Here is a 16,885-nt window from a genome sequence, read left to right as displayed (position 1 = left end):
TATATTCTGTTTTTAGCAATTGTCTATTGTTCTTCCAAAGAAACGGTCGTCTTTATCAGTACGTCCGCCATCTTCAAGAGGGAACTCCTTTCGCATAGGAAAAGAAATCATTTCGTCCATATTTAAAATACGTTTTAACTGTGGATGACCAATGAAGTTTACACCGTAAAAATCATAAGTTTCTCTTTCCATCCAGTTGGAACTTAAAAATATGTTAGATATTGTTTTTATCTCTGGTGTAGTACCATTGATGAATGCTTTTATTTTAATACGTTTGTTATCGTACCAGTTGTGTAGGTGGTAAACAATCGCAAATTGTCTGTTTACTTCATTTTCTGGATAGTGTACGCCACATAAATCAGTTAGAAAATGAAAGCGTAAACTAGGGTCGTTTTTCAAAAATAAAATAACTGCGGTATTAATATCTGCATTTATTTCTAGAGAAAAAATATCCCTATCTTGGTGAAAATTAAAAACATTTGAATCAAATGTTGCTATTAATTGTTCTTGAATGTCGGTGTTTTCTACTGCCATCTCAATTATTTGATATTATAGGAAGCTAGTAACTCTTGGTACTCAGGAGAACTTCTTCTTCGTACAGATTCCGTTTTTACTAATTCTTGCAATTTCATTACTCCGTCAACAATTTGTTCAGGTCTTGGAGGACATCCAGGAACATAAACATCTACTGGAATAACTTTGTCTATACCCTGAAGTACAGAGTAAGTATCGAATATTCCACCTGATGAAGCACAAGCTCCTACTGCAATTACCCAGCGTGGCTCAGACATTTGTTCATAAACTTGACGTAAAATAGGTGCCATTTTTTTAGAAATAGTTCCCATAACCATTAACATATCTGCTTGACGAGGAGAGAAACTCACTCGCTCAGAGCCAAATCGTGCTAAATCGTAATGAGAAGCCATTGTGGCCATAAATTCAATTCCGCAACAAGAAGTTGCAAATGGCAAAGGCCATAATGAATTAGCTCTTGCTAAACCTACTACATCATTAAGCTTTGTAGCGAAGAAACCCTCTCCAACAACGCCATCTGGTGCGGCAACCATATTTGTATTTGAATCACTCATTTTCTTTAATTTTGAATTGTAACTTTTAAACTTTGGCTTTAAGCCAAATCTAAAATTTAACCTATAAAGTATTTATTATTCCCATTCTAGTGCTTTCTTCTTGATGATGTAGAAAAACCCTACCAAAAGTAACATCATGAATATGACCATTTTTACCATTCCTTCCATTCCTAATTCCTTGAAATTAATAGCCCATGGGTAAAGGAAGATCACTTCAACATCAAATAAGACAAATAAGATGGCAACTAAGAAGTATTTTACTGAAAAGGGAATACGTGCATTACCTACAGATTCGATACCACATTCAAAGTTTTTATCTTTTGTTTCTGACTTTCTTTTTGGGCCTAGTTTTCCAGACACAAGGATAGTTCCTACAACAAATCCTACAGCTAGTAAACACTGCATTAAAATTGGGATGTAACTTAATTGATCAGATTGCATAATGAATGTTTTTTATACTAAAATAAGCAACAAAGATAGGTTTCAAGGATTTAAAACACAAGCCAAAACTTTAATTAAGTTGCACTGTGATTCTGGTAAACCACTAATTTTTAATGATTATAAATAGGTAAATGTTTTTTTGAATTTTGTTTGATATTTTGAGTTTTAAGCAAAAAAAAACGTTTCGAAATAAATCGAAACGTTTAAACATTCGTAAACAAAAAAATATTTTGCTTAGATAACTGCTACTTTCGCAGCAACTTTTCCTTTTCTTCCTTCTTCTTCTTCATAGCTAACTCTGTCACCTTCACGTAATTCTTCCGCGTTGATTCCTGAAGCGTGAACAAAAATGTCTTTTCCTGTTTCTTCGTCTGTAATGAATCCGTAACCTTTTGATTCATTGAAAAATTTAACTGTACCTGTACGCATTGTAATAGTAATAATAATTTATAATAAGGCAAATGTAATATTTAATATCATACGAATGCCATTAATGTGTATTTTTTTATAAAAATAATTGATTTTCAGCGTTTTCGCTTAACTTTTTAAGTTTAAATCAATGTGGAGCTCTTTTAATTGTATTGGGTCAATACTTGATGGGGCATCAATCATTACGTCTCTTCCTGAGTTGTTTTTTGGAAAAGCAATAAAATCTCTTATGGTTTCTTGCCCACCTAAAATTGCAACTAAACGATCTAGTCCAAAAGCCAATCCTCCGTGTGGTGGAGCTCCAAATTGGAATGCGTCCATCAAGAATCCAAATTGTGCTTTGGCTTCCTCATAAGTGAATCCTAAATGTTTAAACATCATTTTTTGAGTTTCTTTGTCGTGAATACGTATAGATCCTCCTCCAATTTCGTTTCCGTTCAAAACCATATCGTAAGCATTAGCTCTTACTTTTCCTGGATCAGTATCAAGTAAGTGCATGTCCTCTGGTTTAGGAGATGTAAACGGGTGGTGCATAGCATGGTAGCGACCACTTTCCTCGTCAAATTCTAATAACGGGAAGTCTACAACCCATAATGGAGCAAATTCAGCTGGATTTCTTAATCCCAATCGAGTTGCTAACTCCATACGTAAAGCACTTAATTGTGCTCTAGTTTTATCTGCAGGTCCTGAAAGTACAAAGATCATGTCCCCTGGTTTTGCTCCCGTAGTTTTAGCCCAATTGGCTAAGTCTTCTTGGTCGTAAAATTTGTCAACAGATGATTTGAATGATCCATCCTCATTGCATTTTGCATAAACCATTCCTGAGGCTCCTACTTGTGGGCGTTTTACCCATTCGATCAAAGCATCAATTTCTTTTCTAGTGTAATTTCCTGCTCCTGGAACTGCAATTCCTACTACTAATTCAGCTGCGTTAAATACAGGGAATTCTTTGTGTTGTGCAAATTCGTTTAGTTCTCCAAATTCCATCCCAAAACGGATGTCTGGTTTGTCATTTCCGTAGGTTTTCATCGCGTAATCGTAAGTAATACGAGGAAATTTAGCTACGTCAATTCCTTTTATTTCTTTTAGCAAATGGCGTGTAAGTCCTTCAAAAATATTTAAAATATCTTCTTGTTCTACAAATGCCATTTCACAGTCAATTTGTGTAAATTCTGGTTGTCTGTCTGCACGTAAATCTTCATCACGGAAGCACTTTACGATTTGGAAATACTTGTCCATTCCACCTACCATCAACAATTGTTTGAACGTTTGTGGTGATTGTGGTAATGCGTAGAATTGTCCTGCATTCATTCGAGAAGGTACAACAAAATCTCTTGCTCCCTCGGGAGTAGATTTTATTAAGTAAGGTGTTTCTACTTCACAGAAATCCAGATCAGATAAATATTTACGAACTTCCATGGCTACTTTATGACGGAAGAGTAAACTATTTTTTACAGGATTACGTCTAATGTCTAAGTAACGGTATTTCATTCGAATATCTTCTCCACCATCAGTTTCATCTTCGATAGTAAATGGAGGAGTCAATGCTGCGTTTAAAATAGTTAGTTCAGTTACTAGAATTTCTATTTCTCCGGTAGCGATATTTTTGTTTTTGGCTTCACGTTCGATAACCGTCCCTTTAACTTGAATTACAAATTCGCGACCTAAAGTTTTTGCTTGTTCAAATACGTTTTTGTCAGTACGACCTTCGTCAAAAATTAATTGTGTAATACCATAACGGTCTCTTAAATCAACCCAATTCATAAATCCTTTATCACGAGATTTTTGAACCCAACCTGCTAAGGTTACTTCAGTATTTATATGTGAGGCATTTAATTCGCCACAATTATGACTTCTATACATTATTAAAATATTTTAGATTGTTCCATCTTTTCGCAGATGAGCTTGGGTGCAAATTTAGGACTATTTATGAAGAATGGATTGTCTAATTTGTTTTTTTTAGGAAGAAACTCGTGGGGTTTTTAAATTTTCCAATGTTAAGCTTTTGTCTAATGTTACCAAATTGTTACCAAATAGTTTTTTAATTGTAAATACTTCGTTATATTTGATATCAATAACATTAAAAAACATTAAGCCATGAAAAAATATATAATGATCGCTGCAGTGCTTATTTCGGGAATGATATTCGCACAAAACAAAGAACCAAAGTTAGAAGCACAAGGAAACTTAGTAAAAGTGACTTACCTACACGATAACGGACAAGTGCAACAACAAGGATTTTATGAAAATGGAAAGTTGCAAGGTAAATGGATTTCATTTGATGCAAATGGAAATAAAACAGCTGTAGCAGAATACAACAAAGGAGAAAAAGTAGGAAAATGGTTTCTCTGGAATAATGCAGCATTGACCGAAGTTGATTACTCAGATAATAGAGTTGCTGCGGTTAAAAACTGGAAACACGAATCAGGATTAGTAAATGTAGAATAAACTCTTTTTACTTTTAAAATATATAAAGACTTTCTTGAAATATCAAGAAAGTCTTTTTTTTGTTCTTTAGCAAAATAAGGAATTACTTGGCTAAGTAAAATGTTTTCTAGTTGCTTTATGCTAAAAAAGAGTACAACATGGTCTAATCCTAATTTTTAGTATATCAAATGCAGTAGAGCTGTAATAGTGGTTCTCGACTTATTTGGAACTTACAATTAGACTGTTTTGTAAATCAGAGTACTATTGATTTTAATAAAAAGAACATAATTGTCATTAAATAAATAGTAATTTTAATGTGGTTTATTGTTGGAATAATAGTTTAGCACATAAGAAAGCCTGTCTAAATCAATAGACAGGCTTTACTTTATAAATAATTTATGTAAAATTGAATATTAAACGTGGTTAGGATTAACCCCGTCTTCACTCAATTCTTTATGTACATAATCAGCAACCATTTCTGCGTCATAATCTAATTTTTCTCCTTTAGAGAACTTCTTGATTATTTTCTCCATGATTTCATAGATTACAGGCACAATGATTAAGGTTAAGAATAACGAACTTATTAATCCACCAATAATTACCCATGCCAATCCATTTTTCCATTCTGCTCCAGCACCAGAGGCTAATGCAATAGGAAACATACCAAAAACCATTGCAATTGTAGTCATCAAAATAGGGCGTAATCTTGCATGATTTGCTTGGATTAACGCTGTTCTAATACTTTCACCTGCTGCTCTACGTTGATTGGTATAATCAACAAGCATGATGGCGTTTTTACACACCAGACCAATTAACATAATGATCCCTAATATGGTAAATATATTTAAAGTGTTGTTAGTCAACGCTAACGCTAATAATGCTCCAATAAACGAAAGCGGAATGGAGAACAATACCACAAACGGGTGAACAAAACTATCATAAAGACCTACCATTACTAGGTATACTAAAACAATTGCAGCCAATAAAGCAATACCAAGTGTACCAAAACCTTCACTTTGATTTTCTTGATCTCCACCCCAAATGTAATTTACACCAGTTGGTTTTTCTAATTTATCCAATTTTTCTTGCCATTGTGTTACAATCGTTCCAGAGGCAACCCCAACATTTTGACCTTGTACCGTTACCGATGCTGTTTTGTCTCTACGTTCTAATTGGCTAGGTCCTGATCCTTCAGTAATTGCAGCAAATTGAGATAACTTAATTTGTTGTCCTAGATTATTAATGAAAATTAAGTTGCTTACATCGTTAATGCTTTTTCTATCAAATGCATTGTATTTAATGTTGATATCATACTCATATTCACCAGCTCTAAATTTTCCATCCGTGTTCCCACTATAAGCAGTTTGCATTGTCATACCTACAGTTTGAAGCGTCAAACCTAAGGCTGCCATTTTATCACGATCTACTTGAACATTGATTTCTGGATTTCCGTCTTCAACAGTTAATTTAATCTCAGTTGTTCCTGGGATAGTTCTTAATTCGGCTTCAGCCAATTTAGCAAATTTCATTGCACTTTCTACTGAAGGTCCTGTTACGATTAATCCTAAAGTCGCATTTTCGGCAGTTCCTAAAATACCTACGGGAACAGTTTTTACTTTAGCACCTACTAAAACTTTTTCTAGCTTGCGTTTAATTTTTGCTGCATAAACTGATGCTGCATCGCTACGTTCGCTTTGTTCAATCATTTTTACATCAATTTCTGCTTTGTAAGCCGTTGCTTGAGAAGCTCCAAAACCTTCAGATGTTTGTCCAACTGTTGTAATTTGACTGTGAACATATGCCTCTTTTTTCAAGAAGGCTTCTGCTTTTTGTGTCATGAAGTTCGTTTGTTCTATCGAAGCGTCTTTCGGCATTTCGATTTGAACTAAAAATTCCCCACTATCAGAAGCAGCAAAGAACTCTCCTCCAATGAAACCACCACCTAATAATCCTATTGTAGATCCAAAAAACAATACTAATACAACAGCAATTGTCTTGAAATAATGGTCTAAACACCAGTTTAATAATCCTGAAATCCAGTTTGTGAAACGTGTTAAGTAGCTTTCGAAACCTAAAATAACTCTTCCAAAAAGGTTTTTACCTTCAATATGTTCTAGTTTTCCAAAACGTGAAGACAACCACGGAATAATGGTAAACGAAGCTAGAAGTGAGAATAATGTCGAGATAATTACTGTTACACAAAATTGTGTAATAATATTAGATACTAATCCTGAACTCATTGCAATAGGTAAAAATACCACCACAATTACTAAGGTAATCGATGTTACTGTTCCACCAATTTCGGCAGTACCATCATAAGCTGCACGTACACGGTTTTTACCCATTTCCATATGCCTGTAGATATTTTCTAGTACTACAATGGCATCATCGACCAAAATTCCTACTACGAGTGATAGTCCTAGCAAACTCATTAAGTTAAGGGTATATCCTAAAAGATAAATACCGATAAAAGTAGCAATTAATGATGCTGGAATCGAAACCATTACGATTAATGAGTTACGAATACTGTGTAAGAAAAACAACATTACAAGTGCAACTAATACAACAGCAATCAATAAATCGTGTAATACAGAGTCCGCTGCTTCAAGTGTATATACTGTACTGTCTTTTGCAATTTCTAATTTTAATGCGTTTGTTTTATAATCAGCTTCAAGTTCTTTAATGCTTTTAACTAACTCCTCACTTACGGCAACAGCATTTGCATCAGACTGTTTTATGATCTGTAAAATGATCGCGCTTTTTTGATCTACACGAGAAATTTTCTCAGCTATTTTTTGATCATCTTGAACGTCAGCAATATCTTTTAAGCGGATTTCGATTCCATCTTTAGAAGAAATAACTAAATTCCTTAATTCATCAACACTTTTATATTTACCCGCTAAACGAATCAATATTTTTTGATCACGAGTTTGTATGTTTCCAGTAGGGAAATCTAGATTTGAAGTTAAAATAACTTGTTGAACTGCAGGAATAGAAAGGTTGTACCCTTGCATTTTATTCGCGTCTAAGTTTACCTGAATTTCACGTTCTTGACCACCAATGATGTTTACTTGTGCAACACCTTCAACACGAGATAGTACAGGTGTTATTTTCTTGTCAATTAAGTCATAAAAAGCGGCTTCATCCATCTTTCCGTTTGCACCAATAGTCATAATTGGCAAATCGCTTAATGAGAATTTAGTTAATGAAGGCGTTTCGGCGTCATCAGGTAAATCACTAATTAATTGATTGATCTTTCGTTGTGCGTCATTCATAGATACATCAATTTTAGCATTTGATGTTAAGGTAATGGACACAATAGACAAACTTTCGTAAGACTTAGAGTCAATTTTCTTGATGTTTTCAAGAGAGGCAATTCCGTCTTCGATCTTCTTTGTAACTGTATTTTCTATTTCACTAGGAGAAGCTCCTGGGTAAATAGTCGAGATTGTAATTACATTCTGCTCGAATTTAGGGATCAATTCATAGCCTAGCTGGCTATAACTGAATAGTCCACCAAGTATTAGAATTGTAAACAATACAATCACTAACGACGGACGTTTTATGGATATTTCTGCTAATTTCATATATTTTTATTTAGTTTAACCCTTGGGGTTAGGAACAATTAGGATTAGTTTCTTTATCAAAAAATTATTTGATAATTTCTACTGAGCTACCATCTTGTAAGTTGATTTGTCCTGTAGTAATCACCGCTTCTCCGTCAGCTAATCCATCAACTATTTCTACTTGTTCTCCTAAAATTCTTCCCGCAACTACTTTTTTCAATTTTGCTTTTCCGTTTTCAACAACAAAAACTTGGTTGCTGCTTACGCTTCCTACAAATGCATTTCTTGGAACTACTTTTAATTCTTGTTTTTGTTTAGAAGCAAAGTTAGCTGTACCGTACATTCCCGCTTTTAGGTTGTTATCACTGCTATTAGCAATTTCGATTTCAACAGCAAAGTTCAAACTCTCATCAGCTTTTGCAGCAATAAAAGTGATTTTACCAGTAAATGTTTTATCAGGAAAAACACTTGCAGTAACATTAACAGGGTTTCCTATTTTTAGGCTAGCAACTTGGCTTTCGTTAGCAGTAACTTTTAATTTAAGTTTAGAAACATTTACAATGTCAAACATTGGGCTTGCTGGCATTCCAGTCAATATAGAACCTGGCTCAATATATTTTTTATTGATGAACCCTTTTATAGGTGCTTTAACTCTAGTGTCTCCTACATTAATATTTGCTTGAGTCAAGTTAGATCCTGCATTAGTTAAGGCTAATTTAGCTTGGTCTAATTGTTGTTTTGTAACTCCACCAGTTTTAAAAGCATTTTCATATCTAGCATAATCTGCTTTTGCATTGTCATAAGATGCTTTAGCTGTTTGTGCATTTACATTTACAACATCGCTTCTTACGATTACTAAAGTTTGACCTACGTTAACATAGTCTCCTTCTTTTACTAAAACACTAATTACTTTTCCAGATTTCTCTGCAGAAAAAGTCAATTCTTGTATTGGTTCAAAGTTTCCATTAGCTAAAAAGTCTAAAGAAACAGCTTCTGTTTTTACCTGAGTTGTTTTAACGGATACAGCAGCATTTTTTGTTGCAACGATATCTGTTTTAGCTTTGTTCTCTTCTTTGTTTTTTGTTAAAACATACCCTATCACTGCTAAGACAGCAACTATTACCAGTACTATTGTAAAATTCTTTTTCATATTAGTTATTTATAAGTGTTTTAAGTTCTCCTTTTGATTTGATTAATTGAATTTCGGCTAATTTATAGTCTAATACTGCTGCCGTATAGTTGTTTTGTGCTTCAGTAAATGCATTTTCAGCATCTAGCAAGTCAGTTAATGAGGTTAATCCTTGTATGTAATTATTTTTAGTATTGTCTAATACTTCTTGAGCTAACTGTGCGTTACTTTTTTGATTTTTGATCGTAACAAGACTATTGTCGATTTGAGTTTTAGCATTGGCGAAAGCCAAATCAAGTGATAACTTAGTATCAATCAAATCCTCTTTAATAGAACGCAAGTCAACATCAGCTTGTCTGATTTTTGAACGCGTAGCAAATCCTGAGAAGATAGGTACTCTTAAATTTAAACCTATAGCAGAATAATCAGACCAGTAAACGCCATCAACTGGTTTTGCTCCCCAAGGCATATTTGGACCTTGTCCTATATAGTTGTAGCCTGCAGTTAATGATAGCGTAGGATAGTAAGCTGCTGTTACGGCTTTCTTTTGAAATTCTAATAACTGTTCTTGCTTTCTTACTAGTAAATACTCGGTTCTCGTTTCAGTATTTGGCTCTTCGGTAAATGCTTGAGGAGTTACTTCAAACTCAGTTTGCGGAATTTCAATAATAGTTGCAATAGGCATTCCCATGTAAAATTTTAAAGCATTCTCTTGCAATTGAACCGCATTTAAAACTTGTTGACGTTGGGTGTCGATGTTTGAGATTTTTACTAAAATTCGGTCTAAGTCAATTTTTTTAGCTAATCCATTATCATATTGTCCTTTGATGATGTTTTTAACCTTAGTGGTATTTTTATAAGTACTATCTAAAACAGTTAAATTTTGTCTTTGTACATATACTGCGTAGTAGTTATTTGCGACTCTTTCTATAACTTGCTCTTCAGTAAGTATTTCATTAATTTGATAAAACTCTCTTGTAGTTTTTGCTGCTTTCAAACCTGTGAAAACTGACTGGTCAAACAAATTTTGTGTTAGTGATAATCCTGCTGTAGAAGACCATTTTTGTCCAAAAGTAGCTTGAATACTAGTTCCCGGTTGCCCAAACGAGCCTCCATCAATGACACTTGTTTGTAAAATAGGATTGTAATTCAAACTCCCATTTGCAGCAATTTGTGGTAGAGCTCTAGAGCGCACTTCTTGAATTTGGTATTCACTATTTTCTACTTTTAGTTTTGCTTTTTTGGCATCGGCTTTGTTTTCTAGCGCGTAGTTAATCGCATCTTTGAGCGTTAACCTCTTTATTTCTTGTGATTGGGCTGTAAGTGCCAATGTTAAGAATGTTAGTACTAATAGTTTTTTCATTAGATGTCTGGGTTTAGTAAGTTTTTTTCTAGTTCTATAATTCCTTTAGGCGTTGCCATGGCTCTTATGTGGTATTCTAATGCTTCGAGTTCAAGTAATCGCGCTTCTTTTTCTGATTTTGTGTTGCCATTAATGTTGAAAATGAGTATGTAATAAAAATTAACATAATTAGTAATATTTAGGTTGGTTCTATAAAAACCGCTTTCAATTCCTTTTTGAATATTATGTCTAAACCACATTGAACATTCGTCAATTTCTTTAAGCATTACCTTTTCGTAAATTTCAGGATAGTGCTTTTTTAATTGAAAAACAGGAGAGGTATCTGCCGTTGATTGGAACATTTCCCCAAACATTTCCCGAATTTTAAAATTCTCTTTAATTGCATTATAATTCAACTTAATGATTGAGTCAATGGTTTCGTGTATCTCCTTGTGTAGTAGCGCGGTGCTTTCTTCAACTAAGATTTCTTTATTGCAAAAGTATTTGTAAATTGTTTTTTTAGAAATACACATCTCGCCTGCAATGTCGTCCATGGTAATGCTTTTAAAGCCTAGCTTAATAAACATCTCGCTTGCTTTAGCTATAATTTTTTCTTTCATCTTTTCTCTTTCGCAAAGAAACACTTAAATTAAGGATTTCTTTGTTAGTTTAGTTGTCAATAGTTATAAAATTTTAAGGTATGTAACTTGTTAATAGAGTTTTAAAGTAACTGTAATACAGGGAATTCAAACTGATTATTATTATCGAATGATCAAAGTGTGTTTAATATTCCGTACTATTTAAGTTGTTTAGATAACAAATTCTAAGTTGGCTATTAACTTAATATCTGGACCTAAAGCAATTCCGCCAGCCTCTGTGTAAGAGTTTGCTGCTAGTAGAAAATCCTTGCTTTTTATTTGACCGGTAACTTCAAAAATCGCCTTTTTGATTCCGTTTTGGGTATCGATATTCACTAATTCGGCATCAAGCTCTACTACTTTCGTAATATCCTTAACAGTAAGGTATCCTTTTAAAAAGTTAATATTGTGATTAATCTTTTGAAAGGAAATCGATTTAAAGCTTATATATGGAAACTCGTTATTATCAATATAGTCACTTATTATTACAGGACTGTCTATTTTTTCAAGATCATATTGGGTGTTTTTAAGGTCTAAAACAAATTCTATCGAAGCGTCTTCTACTTCATTATCTTGGATGTCAATCGATCCTTTGAATTTGTTTGATGATCCCGCTATATAAGCAATTATAGAGTGTCTTGCTTTTATTAAAACATCTGACTGACTAGAGTCAATTGTCCATTTTGTGGTATTTATGGGTAAAGTTGTTGTCATTAGGATACATTTCTAAATGTTAAATTCTGCTGCAAATGTAATACGGAAACTTTGAACACCAAAATAGTTTCCGCTGTTTTTCCTTTTTTTTAACATTTACTTAAGGTTACAAGTTTGTAATCAGGTGTGAATGCTGTAAATTAGCCGAAAAATAATTTTTATGCATGCCATTAATCAATACCAAGAATTCTTTGTTACTTACCTAAATACACAATCTATAGCGCGTGAGCCTCGAAATTTATATAATCCTATAACCTATATTTTGGGCTTAGGAGGTAAAAGAATGCGTCCCGTATTAACCTTGATGGCTGTAGAGGTTTTTGATGTTGATTATAATAAAGCACTTCCGGCGGCTATGGCTGTGGAGGTTTTTCATAATTTCTCTTTAGTTCATGATGATATTATGGACGAAGCTCCTTTACGAAGAGGTCAAGTAACGGTTCATGAAAAGTGGGATCTTAATACAGGAATTTTATCTGGAGACGCAATGCTGATATTGGCCTACCAGTATTTTGAACAATACGAGCCAGCTGTTTTCATGCAATTAGCTAAATTGTTTAGCAAAACAGCGCTTGAAGTTTGTGAAGGACAACAATGGGATGTAGATTTTGAAACTCGCAATGATGTTACGATTGAGGAGTACCTTAAAATGATCGAATATAAAACAGCTGTTCTTGTTGCTGCCGCCATGAAAATGGGAGCAATAGTTGCAGGTACATCTGAGGAAAATGCGAATTTTATTTACGAATTTGGTTTGAATCTCGGAATAGCTTTTCAATTGCAAGATGATTATTTAGATGCTTTTGGTAATCCGGAAACCTTTGGTAAACAAGTAGGAGGTGATATTATCGAAAATAAAAAAACCTATTTGTATTTAAAAGCAATGGAGTTTTCTTCAAATGAAGTGCAAACGGAGTTGCAGGATTTATTTGCTTCTAATCCAGAAGATAACACAGATAAAATTGAAGCTGTAAAGGCACTATTTAATTCTTCGGGAGCTTCAAAAATTACTCAAGATGCCATGCAAGAATATACTTTTAAAGCTTTTGATACTTTAGATAAAATGAATATTAGTAAAGATAAGAAAGAAATATTAAGAGCATTTGGTGAAAACCTAATGGGAAGAAAAGTATAGTTTTAGAATAATATAACAATAGCGAAATTTAATTTCGATTATTGAATACCACTGGTTTTAGAATCGAAATTAAAATTATATGTTTATAGCGCCATTAAATACCGACTTGTTACTGCTTGAAGCAGAAGGGGAGTCTTTGTATTTGAAATTAATCGAACAAATCAATAAAGATTTCAATTTGGCTAACGAAGGGATTGATTTTCCAATGAGTATAACTGCAGAAGAACTTAAAATTCAGTTGCACGAAAAAGTCTATCGCATGATTCAGTATAAATTTGCTGAATATTTAAACCTACTTTATATTATTGATGTTGCTGAGGAAGAAGTTAAAAAACTTGATGGCTCAGATTTAGTTATTCTATCAGAACAAGTTGCCTTCCTAATTCTAAAAAGAGAGTGGCAAAAAGTGTGGTTTAAAAATAAATACCGCTAAAAAAGATTCTATTGTCTAATGTGATTTATTTAAATAAGTATAGCATTTTATCATTGGTACATAAAGCTCTTAATAATTAAAAGTATACACGTACAAAAGGCATGAACGCATCATTGTAAACACGATTATTGTCGTCATGTAATACATTATAACGTGCGCCAATAGTTACATTGTTAGTGCGGTATCCTGCTCCTAGAAATAAACCAGTATTCCAGAAATCATCTGTTCGACCATCAATTCCGTCGTATGTTGTGTTTACTCTAAGTTCCTCTAATTCTGCTGAAAGTTGGATTTCTCTGATTGGGTTAAATAGCGCAATGATGCTACCGCCGTATAAATTAGAGCTGTAATTATTTTTTAGACTCACATAACTATATTGTACACCGGCTCCAAGAGCAACATAATCATTGAAATTATAGATTGCGCTAGGGGAAATGGAAATATCAGTGTATCCAGATCCAAATCCTAGACCTAAACCACCTCCAATTTGGACTTTATCCCAAAAATCACTTCCGTATTTTGAGCTATTAGGCTGTTGTTGAGCTATTGAATTGTTAGAAATGACTAGAATTAGAACAAGTAAAACGTGTTTTAAAAGGCTGTTAATGGGCTTTTTTCTCATAAGTACTTAATTTTTTAACATTTTAACATATAAATGTAACTTAATATAAATGTAAATTTAGTGGATTATTGTACTTTTGTCAAACTATTTTAACAAAAAGTATATTCACTAAATATTATGGATAGGTTTTCATTTTTAAACGCAGCACATACAGAATTTTTCGCACAATTATACGACCAGTACTTAGAGAACCCAGATAGCGTTGAGCCAAGCTGGAGAAGTTTTTTTCAAGGTTTCGACTTTGGAATGGAGACTTATAATGGTGAAAATCCTGTACAGCATATAGTCAATGAGACTTCAGGTTCTATTGACTACTCTCAAATTTCAGAAAAACTTCAAAAGGAGTTCAATGTTTTAAAACTAGTAGAAGGATACCGTTCTCGCGGGCATTTATTTACTAAAACAAACCCAGTAAGAGACAGAAGGACTTTTGAGCCCAATCTTGACATTACAAATTTTGGACTTACATCAGCAGATTTAAACACTGTTTTTGATGCTGCTAAAATTATTGGGATTGCACCATGTACGCTAACAGATATTATCAAACACCTAGATACAATTTACTGCCAGCACATAGGGGTGGAGTATATGTATATTAGAAAGCCAGAAATTGTTAAATGGATTCAAGATAAAATAGGGGTTAACGACAACCAACCTAACTTTTCGGCAGATGAAAAGAAAGGAATCTTGAATAAACTGAATCAAGCAGTTTCATTTGAAAATTTCTTGCATACTAAATATGTAGGTCAAAAACGTTTTTCATTAGAAGGAGGAGAATCAATTATTCCTGCACTTGATACTTTAATTGAAAGAGCTGCAGAAAAAGGAGTTGAGCAATTTGTAATGGGAATGGCACACCGTGGTCGTTTGAACATTCTTGCTAACATCTTTGGTAAATCGACTCAAGATATTTTTGGCGAGTTTGATGGTAAAGATTACGATAAAGAATATTTTGACGGAGATGTAAAGTACCACTTGGGTCTTACGGCTGATAAAATTACAAGTACAGGTAAAAAAATCAATATCAATCTTGCTCCTAATCCTTCTCACCTTGAAACAGTAGGTGCGGTAATTGAAGGAATCACTAGAGCTAAACAAGATAAATATTTCCCTAATGATTTTTCTAAAGTGTTGCCTATTGCCGTTCACGGTGATGCCGCAATTGCAGGACAAGGAATTCTTTATGAAATTATCCAAATGGCTCAACTTGATGGATACAAAACGGGTGGAACAATCCATATTGTAATTAACAATCAAGTTGGTTTTACTACAAATTATTTAGATGCTCGTTCTTCTACATATTGTACTGATGTGGCTAAAGTAACTTTGTCTCCAGTATTACATGTAAATGCTGATGATGCTGAGGCAGTAGTTCACGCAATGAATTTTGCATTGGATTTCAGAATGCAGTTTGGTCGCGACGTATTCATTGACTTATTAGGATATAGAAAATACGGTCATAATGAAGGTGATGAACCTCGTTTTACACAGCCGGTATTGTATAAAATCATTGCAAAACATAAGAATCCAAGAGACCTTTATGCTGAAAAATTACTTTCAGATGGAGTAATCGATGCAACTTATGTAAATGCACTTGAGATAGAATACAAATCTAACATGGAAGCTAATTTAGAAGCTTCACGTAAAAAAGATTTGACCATTATTACCCCATTTATGAAAAATGAATGGTTGGGATTTGAACAAGTTACTGATAAACAAATGTTACTAAAAGTAGATACTTCTTTCTCAAGAGAGGGATTAACTCAAGTAGCTAATGCAGTGAGTAACTTGCCATCAGATAAGAAGTTCATGAACAAAATCCAAAAACTAGTTAACGACCGAAAAACAATGTTTTTTGAGACTAACAAGTTAGATTGGGGAATGGCTGAACACTTAGCTTATGGTTCATTGTTGCAAGAAGGATACGATGTTCGTATTTCTGGACAAGACGTAGAGCGTGGAACTTTCTCTCACCGTCACGCAGTAATTAAAGTAGAAGATTCAGAAGAAGAAGTTGTTTTAATCAACAACCTTGAAGGTAAAAAAGGGAACTTTAATATCTTTAATTCCTTCTTGTCTGAATATGGTGTTCTAGGATTTGATTATGGTTATGCTTTGGCAAACCCAAACACATTGACAATTTGGGAAGCACAATTTGGAGATTTCTCTAATGGTGCTCAAATTATGATTGACCAGTACATCTCTTGTGGAGAAGACAAATGGAACAATCAAAACGGTATTGTATTGTTATTGCCTCATGGATACGAAGGTCAAGGTGCTGAGCACTCTTCGGCTAGAATGGAGCGTTACTTACAATTGTGTGCGAGACAAAATATGTTTGTGGCAGATTGTACAACACCAGCCAATTTCTTTCACTTGTTGAGAAGACAAATGAAAACAAAATTCCGTAAACCGTTAATTGTGTTTACACCAAAGAGTTTGTTGCGTGATCCAAGATGTGTTTCTACAATTGAAGAATTAGAAAACGGAAGTTTTCAAGAAACAATTGATGACTCAACAGTAAATAAAGCTGATGTGAAATCATTGGTTTTCTGTACAGGAAAATTCTATTACGACATCACTGCAGAGAGAGAAAAAAACGGTCGCAACGATGTGGCTGTAGTAAGAATCGAACAATTATTTCCATTACCAGTGGAGCAATTAAAAGCGATTATTGCACAATATCCTAATGCTGATGACTATGTTTGGGCACAAGAAGAGCCTAAAAACATGGGGGCTTATAGTTTTATGTTAATGAATTTCAACTTGGTAAAATGGAGATTAGCGTCGTTAAAAGCGTATTCTGCATCAGCATCAGGAAGTTCAACAAGAGCAAAACGCCGTCATGCTGACGCAATCAGAATGGTTTTTGATAAAGATTTATTTAATTCTTAGAAACTATTTCCTGTTTCATCAGGGCA

The 16,885-nt window shown here is 33.8% G+C and carries 15 protein-coding genes; 4 read left to right on the top strand and 11 right to left on the bottom strand.

What is annotated here, in order from left to right:
* Positions 1–12: 12 nt before the first annotated feature.
* The 5 genes from ACVEGE_RS05985 to aspS form a co-directional block, all read right to left on the bottom strand.
* Entirely contained in the window at positions 13–534 is a 522-nt protein-coding gene (locus ACVEGE_RS05985) for an NADH-quinone oxidoreductase subunit C (protein ID WP_192499694.1), read from the bottom strand.
* A gap of 5 nt (positions 535–539) precedes the next feature.
* A complete protein-coding gene (locus ACVEGE_RS05980; RefSeq protein ID WP_173853792.1) occupies positions 540–1,088 on the bottom strand; it encodes an NADH-quinone oxidoreductase subunit B in 549 nt (182 codons plus the stop codon).
* 75 nt (positions 1,089–1,163) lie between these two features.
* A complete protein-coding gene (locus ACVEGE_RS05975; RefSeq protein WP_173853791.1) occupies positions 1,164–1,529 on the bottom strand; it encodes an NADH-quinone oxidoreductase subunit A in 366 nt (121 codons plus the stop codon).
* 234 nt (positions 1,530–1,763) lie between these two features.
* Positions 1,764–1,958 carry a cold-shock protein gene (locus tag ACVEGE_RS05970; RefSeq protein ID WP_007137066.1) on the bottom strand — a complete coding sequence of 65 codons (195 nt, stop codon included), beginning with the start codon at positions 1,956–1,958 and terminating at the stop codon, positions 1,764–1,766.
* Positions 1,959–2,066: 108 nt separating this feature from the next.
* Positions 2,067–3,821, bottom strand: coding sequence for an aspartate--tRNA ligase (aspS, locus tag ACVEGE_RS05965; protein ID WP_192499695.1), 1,755 nt, complete (start codon positions 3,819–3,821; stop codon positions 2,067–2,069).
* Between the two features lie 234 nt (positions 3,822–4,055).
* Here aspS and ACVEGE_RS05960 point away from each other — a divergent pair, with 234 nt between their 5' ends.
* Positions 4,056–4,406 (top strand): toxin-antitoxin system YwqK family antitoxin, encoded by a 351-nt coding sequence (locus tag ACVEGE_RS05960; RefSeq protein ID WP_192499696.1) that lies wholly within the window; start codon positions 4,056–4,058, stop codon positions 4,404–4,406.
* 392 nt (positions 4,407–4,798) lie between these two features.
* Here ACVEGE_RS05960 and ACVEGE_RS05955 read toward each other — a convergent pair whose 3' ends face one another.
* The 5 genes from ACVEGE_RS05955 to ACVEGE_RS05935 form a co-directional block, all read right to left on the bottom strand.
* The gene (locus ACVEGE_RS05955) at positions 4,799–7,972 is read right to left on the bottom strand and encodes an efflux RND transporter permease subunit (RefSeq protein ID WP_192499697.1); all 3,174 of its coding nucleotides are present in this window, start codon (positions 7,970–7,972) and stop codon (positions 4,799–4,801) included.
* A gap of 64 nt (positions 7,973–8,036) precedes the next feature.
* Positions 8,037–9,101 carry an efflux RND transporter periplasmic adaptor subunit gene (locus ACVEGE_RS05950; protein ID WP_173856703.1) on the bottom strand — a complete coding sequence of 355 codons (1,065 nt, stop codon included), beginning with the start codon at positions 9,099–9,101 and terminating at the stop codon, positions 8,037–8,039.
* 1 nt (position 9,102) lies between these two features.
* Positions 9,103–10,443, bottom strand: coding sequence for a TolC family protein (locus ACVEGE_RS05945; RefSeq protein WP_192499698.1), 1,341 nt, complete (start codon positions 10,441–10,443; stop codon positions 9,103–9,105).
* The gene (locus ACVEGE_RS05940; RefSeq protein ID WP_173853785.1) at positions 10,443–11,042 is read right to left on the bottom strand and encodes a TetR/AcrR family transcriptional regulator; all 600 of its coding nucleotides are present in this window, start codon (positions 11,040–11,042) and stop codon (positions 10,443–10,445) included. The genes ACVEGE_RS05945 and ACVEGE_RS05940 overlap by 1 nt, the downstream gene beginning before the upstream one ends.
* Before the next feature lie 189 nt (positions 11,043–11,231).
* On the bottom strand, positions 11,232–11,774 hold the full coding sequence (locus ACVEGE_RS05935) for a YceI family protein (protein ID WP_173853784.1): 543 nt from the start codon (positions 11,772–11,774) through the stop codon (positions 11,232–11,234).
* Between the two features lie 160 nt (positions 11,775–11,934).
* Between ACVEGE_RS05935 and ACVEGE_RS05930 the strand changes: the two genes are divergently transcribed.
* Together ACVEGE_RS05930 and ACVEGE_RS05925 are read left to right on the top strand one after the other, a co-directional pair.
* Positions 11,935–12,909, top strand: coding sequence for a polyprenyl synthetase family protein (locus ACVEGE_RS05930; RefSeq protein ID WP_173853783.1), 975 nt, complete (start codon positions 11,935–11,937; stop codon positions 12,907–12,909).
* Between the two features lie 79 nt (positions 12,910–12,988).
* Positions 12,989–13,342 (top strand): hypothetical protein, encoded by a 354-nt coding sequence (locus ACVEGE_RS05925; protein WP_173856707.1) that lies wholly within the window; start codon positions 12,989–12,991, stop codon positions 13,340–13,342.
* Positions 13,343–13,418: 76 nt separating this feature from the next.
* Here the strand turns inward: ACVEGE_RS05925 and ACVEGE_RS05920 are convergent, their stop codons facing one another.
* Complete coding sequence (locus ACVEGE_RS05920; protein ID WP_173853781.1) at positions 13,419–13,964, bottom strand: hypothetical protein; 546 nt, start codon at positions 13,962–13,964, stop codon at positions 13,419–13,421.
* Positions 13,965–14,081: 117 nt separating this feature from the next.
* On the opposite strand from ACVEGE_RS05920, the gene ACVEGE_RS05915 reads away from it, so the two are divergent.
* Positions 14,082–16,859 carry a 2-oxoglutarate dehydrogenase E1 component gene (locus tag ACVEGE_RS05915; protein WP_192499699.1) on the top strand — a complete coding sequence of 926 codons (2,778 nt, stop codon included), beginning with the start codon at positions 14,082–14,084 and terminating at the stop codon, positions 16,857–16,859.
* Positions 16,860–16,885: the final 26 nt, after the last annotated feature.

The sequence above is a fragment of the Flavobacterium sp. PL002 genome (assembly GCF_054165825.1).
Note: the sequence above shows the minus strand (reverse complement) of the source record. Positions and strands in the feature narration are given on the sequence as shown.

Coding starts and splice junctions, on each gene's coding strand:
- ACVEGE_RS05915 (WP_192499699.1), top strand. CDS start 14,082: ATGGATAGGTTTTCATTTTTAAACGCAGCACATACAGAATTTTTCGCA.
- ACVEGE_RS05970 (WP_007137066.1), bottom strand. CDS start 1,958: ATGCGTACAGGTACAGTTAAATTTTTCAATGAATCAAAAGGTTACGGA.
- aspS (WP_192499695.1), bottom strand. CDS start 3,821: ATGTATAGAAGTCATAATTGTGGCGAATTAAATGCCTCACATATAAAT.
- ACVEGE_RS05975 (WP_173853791.1), bottom strand. CDS start 1,529: ATGCAATCTGATCAATTAAGTTACATCCCAATTTTAATGCAGTGTTTA.
- ACVEGE_RS05960 (WP_192499696.1), top strand. CDS start 4,056: ATGAAAAAATATATAATGATCGCTGCAGTGCTTATTTCGGGAATGATA.
- ACVEGE_RS05980 (WP_173853792.1), bottom strand. CDS start 1,088: ATGAGTGATTCAAATACAAATATGGTTGCCGCACCAGATGGCGTTGTT.
- ACVEGE_RS05930 (WP_173853783.1), top strand. CDS start 11,935: ATGCATGCCATTAATCAATACCAAGAATTCTTTGTTACTTACCTAAAT.
- ACVEGE_RS05925 (WP_173856707.1), top strand. CDS start 12,989: ATGTTTATAGCGCCATTAAATACCGACTTGTTACTGCTTGAAGCAGAA.
- ACVEGE_RS05985 (WP_192499694.1), bottom strand. CDS start 534: ATGGCAGTAGAAAACACCGACATTCAAGAACAATTAATAGCAACATTT.
- ACVEGE_RS05955 (WP_192499697.1), bottom strand. CDS start 7,972: ATGAAATTAGCAGAAATATCCATAAAACGTCCGTCGTTAGTGATTGTA.
- ACVEGE_RS05945 (WP_192499698.1), bottom strand. CDS start 10,443: ATGAAAAAACTATTAGTACTAACATTCTTAACATTGGCACTTACAGCC.
- ACVEGE_RS05935 (WP_173853784.1), bottom strand. CDS start 11,774: ATGACAACAACTTTACCCATAAATACCACAAAATGGACAATTGACTCT.
- ACVEGE_RS05950 (WP_173856703.1), bottom strand. CDS start 9,101: ATGAAAAAGAATTTTACAATAGTACTGGTAATAGTTGCTGTCTTAGCA.
- ACVEGE_RS05940 (WP_173853785.1), bottom strand. CDS start 11,042: ATGAAAGAAAAAATTATAGCTAAAGCAAGCGAGATGTTTATTAAGCTA.
- ACVEGE_RS05920 (WP_173853781.1), bottom strand. CDS start 13,964: ATGAGAAAAAAGCCCATTAACAGCCTTTTAAAACACGTTTTACTTGTT.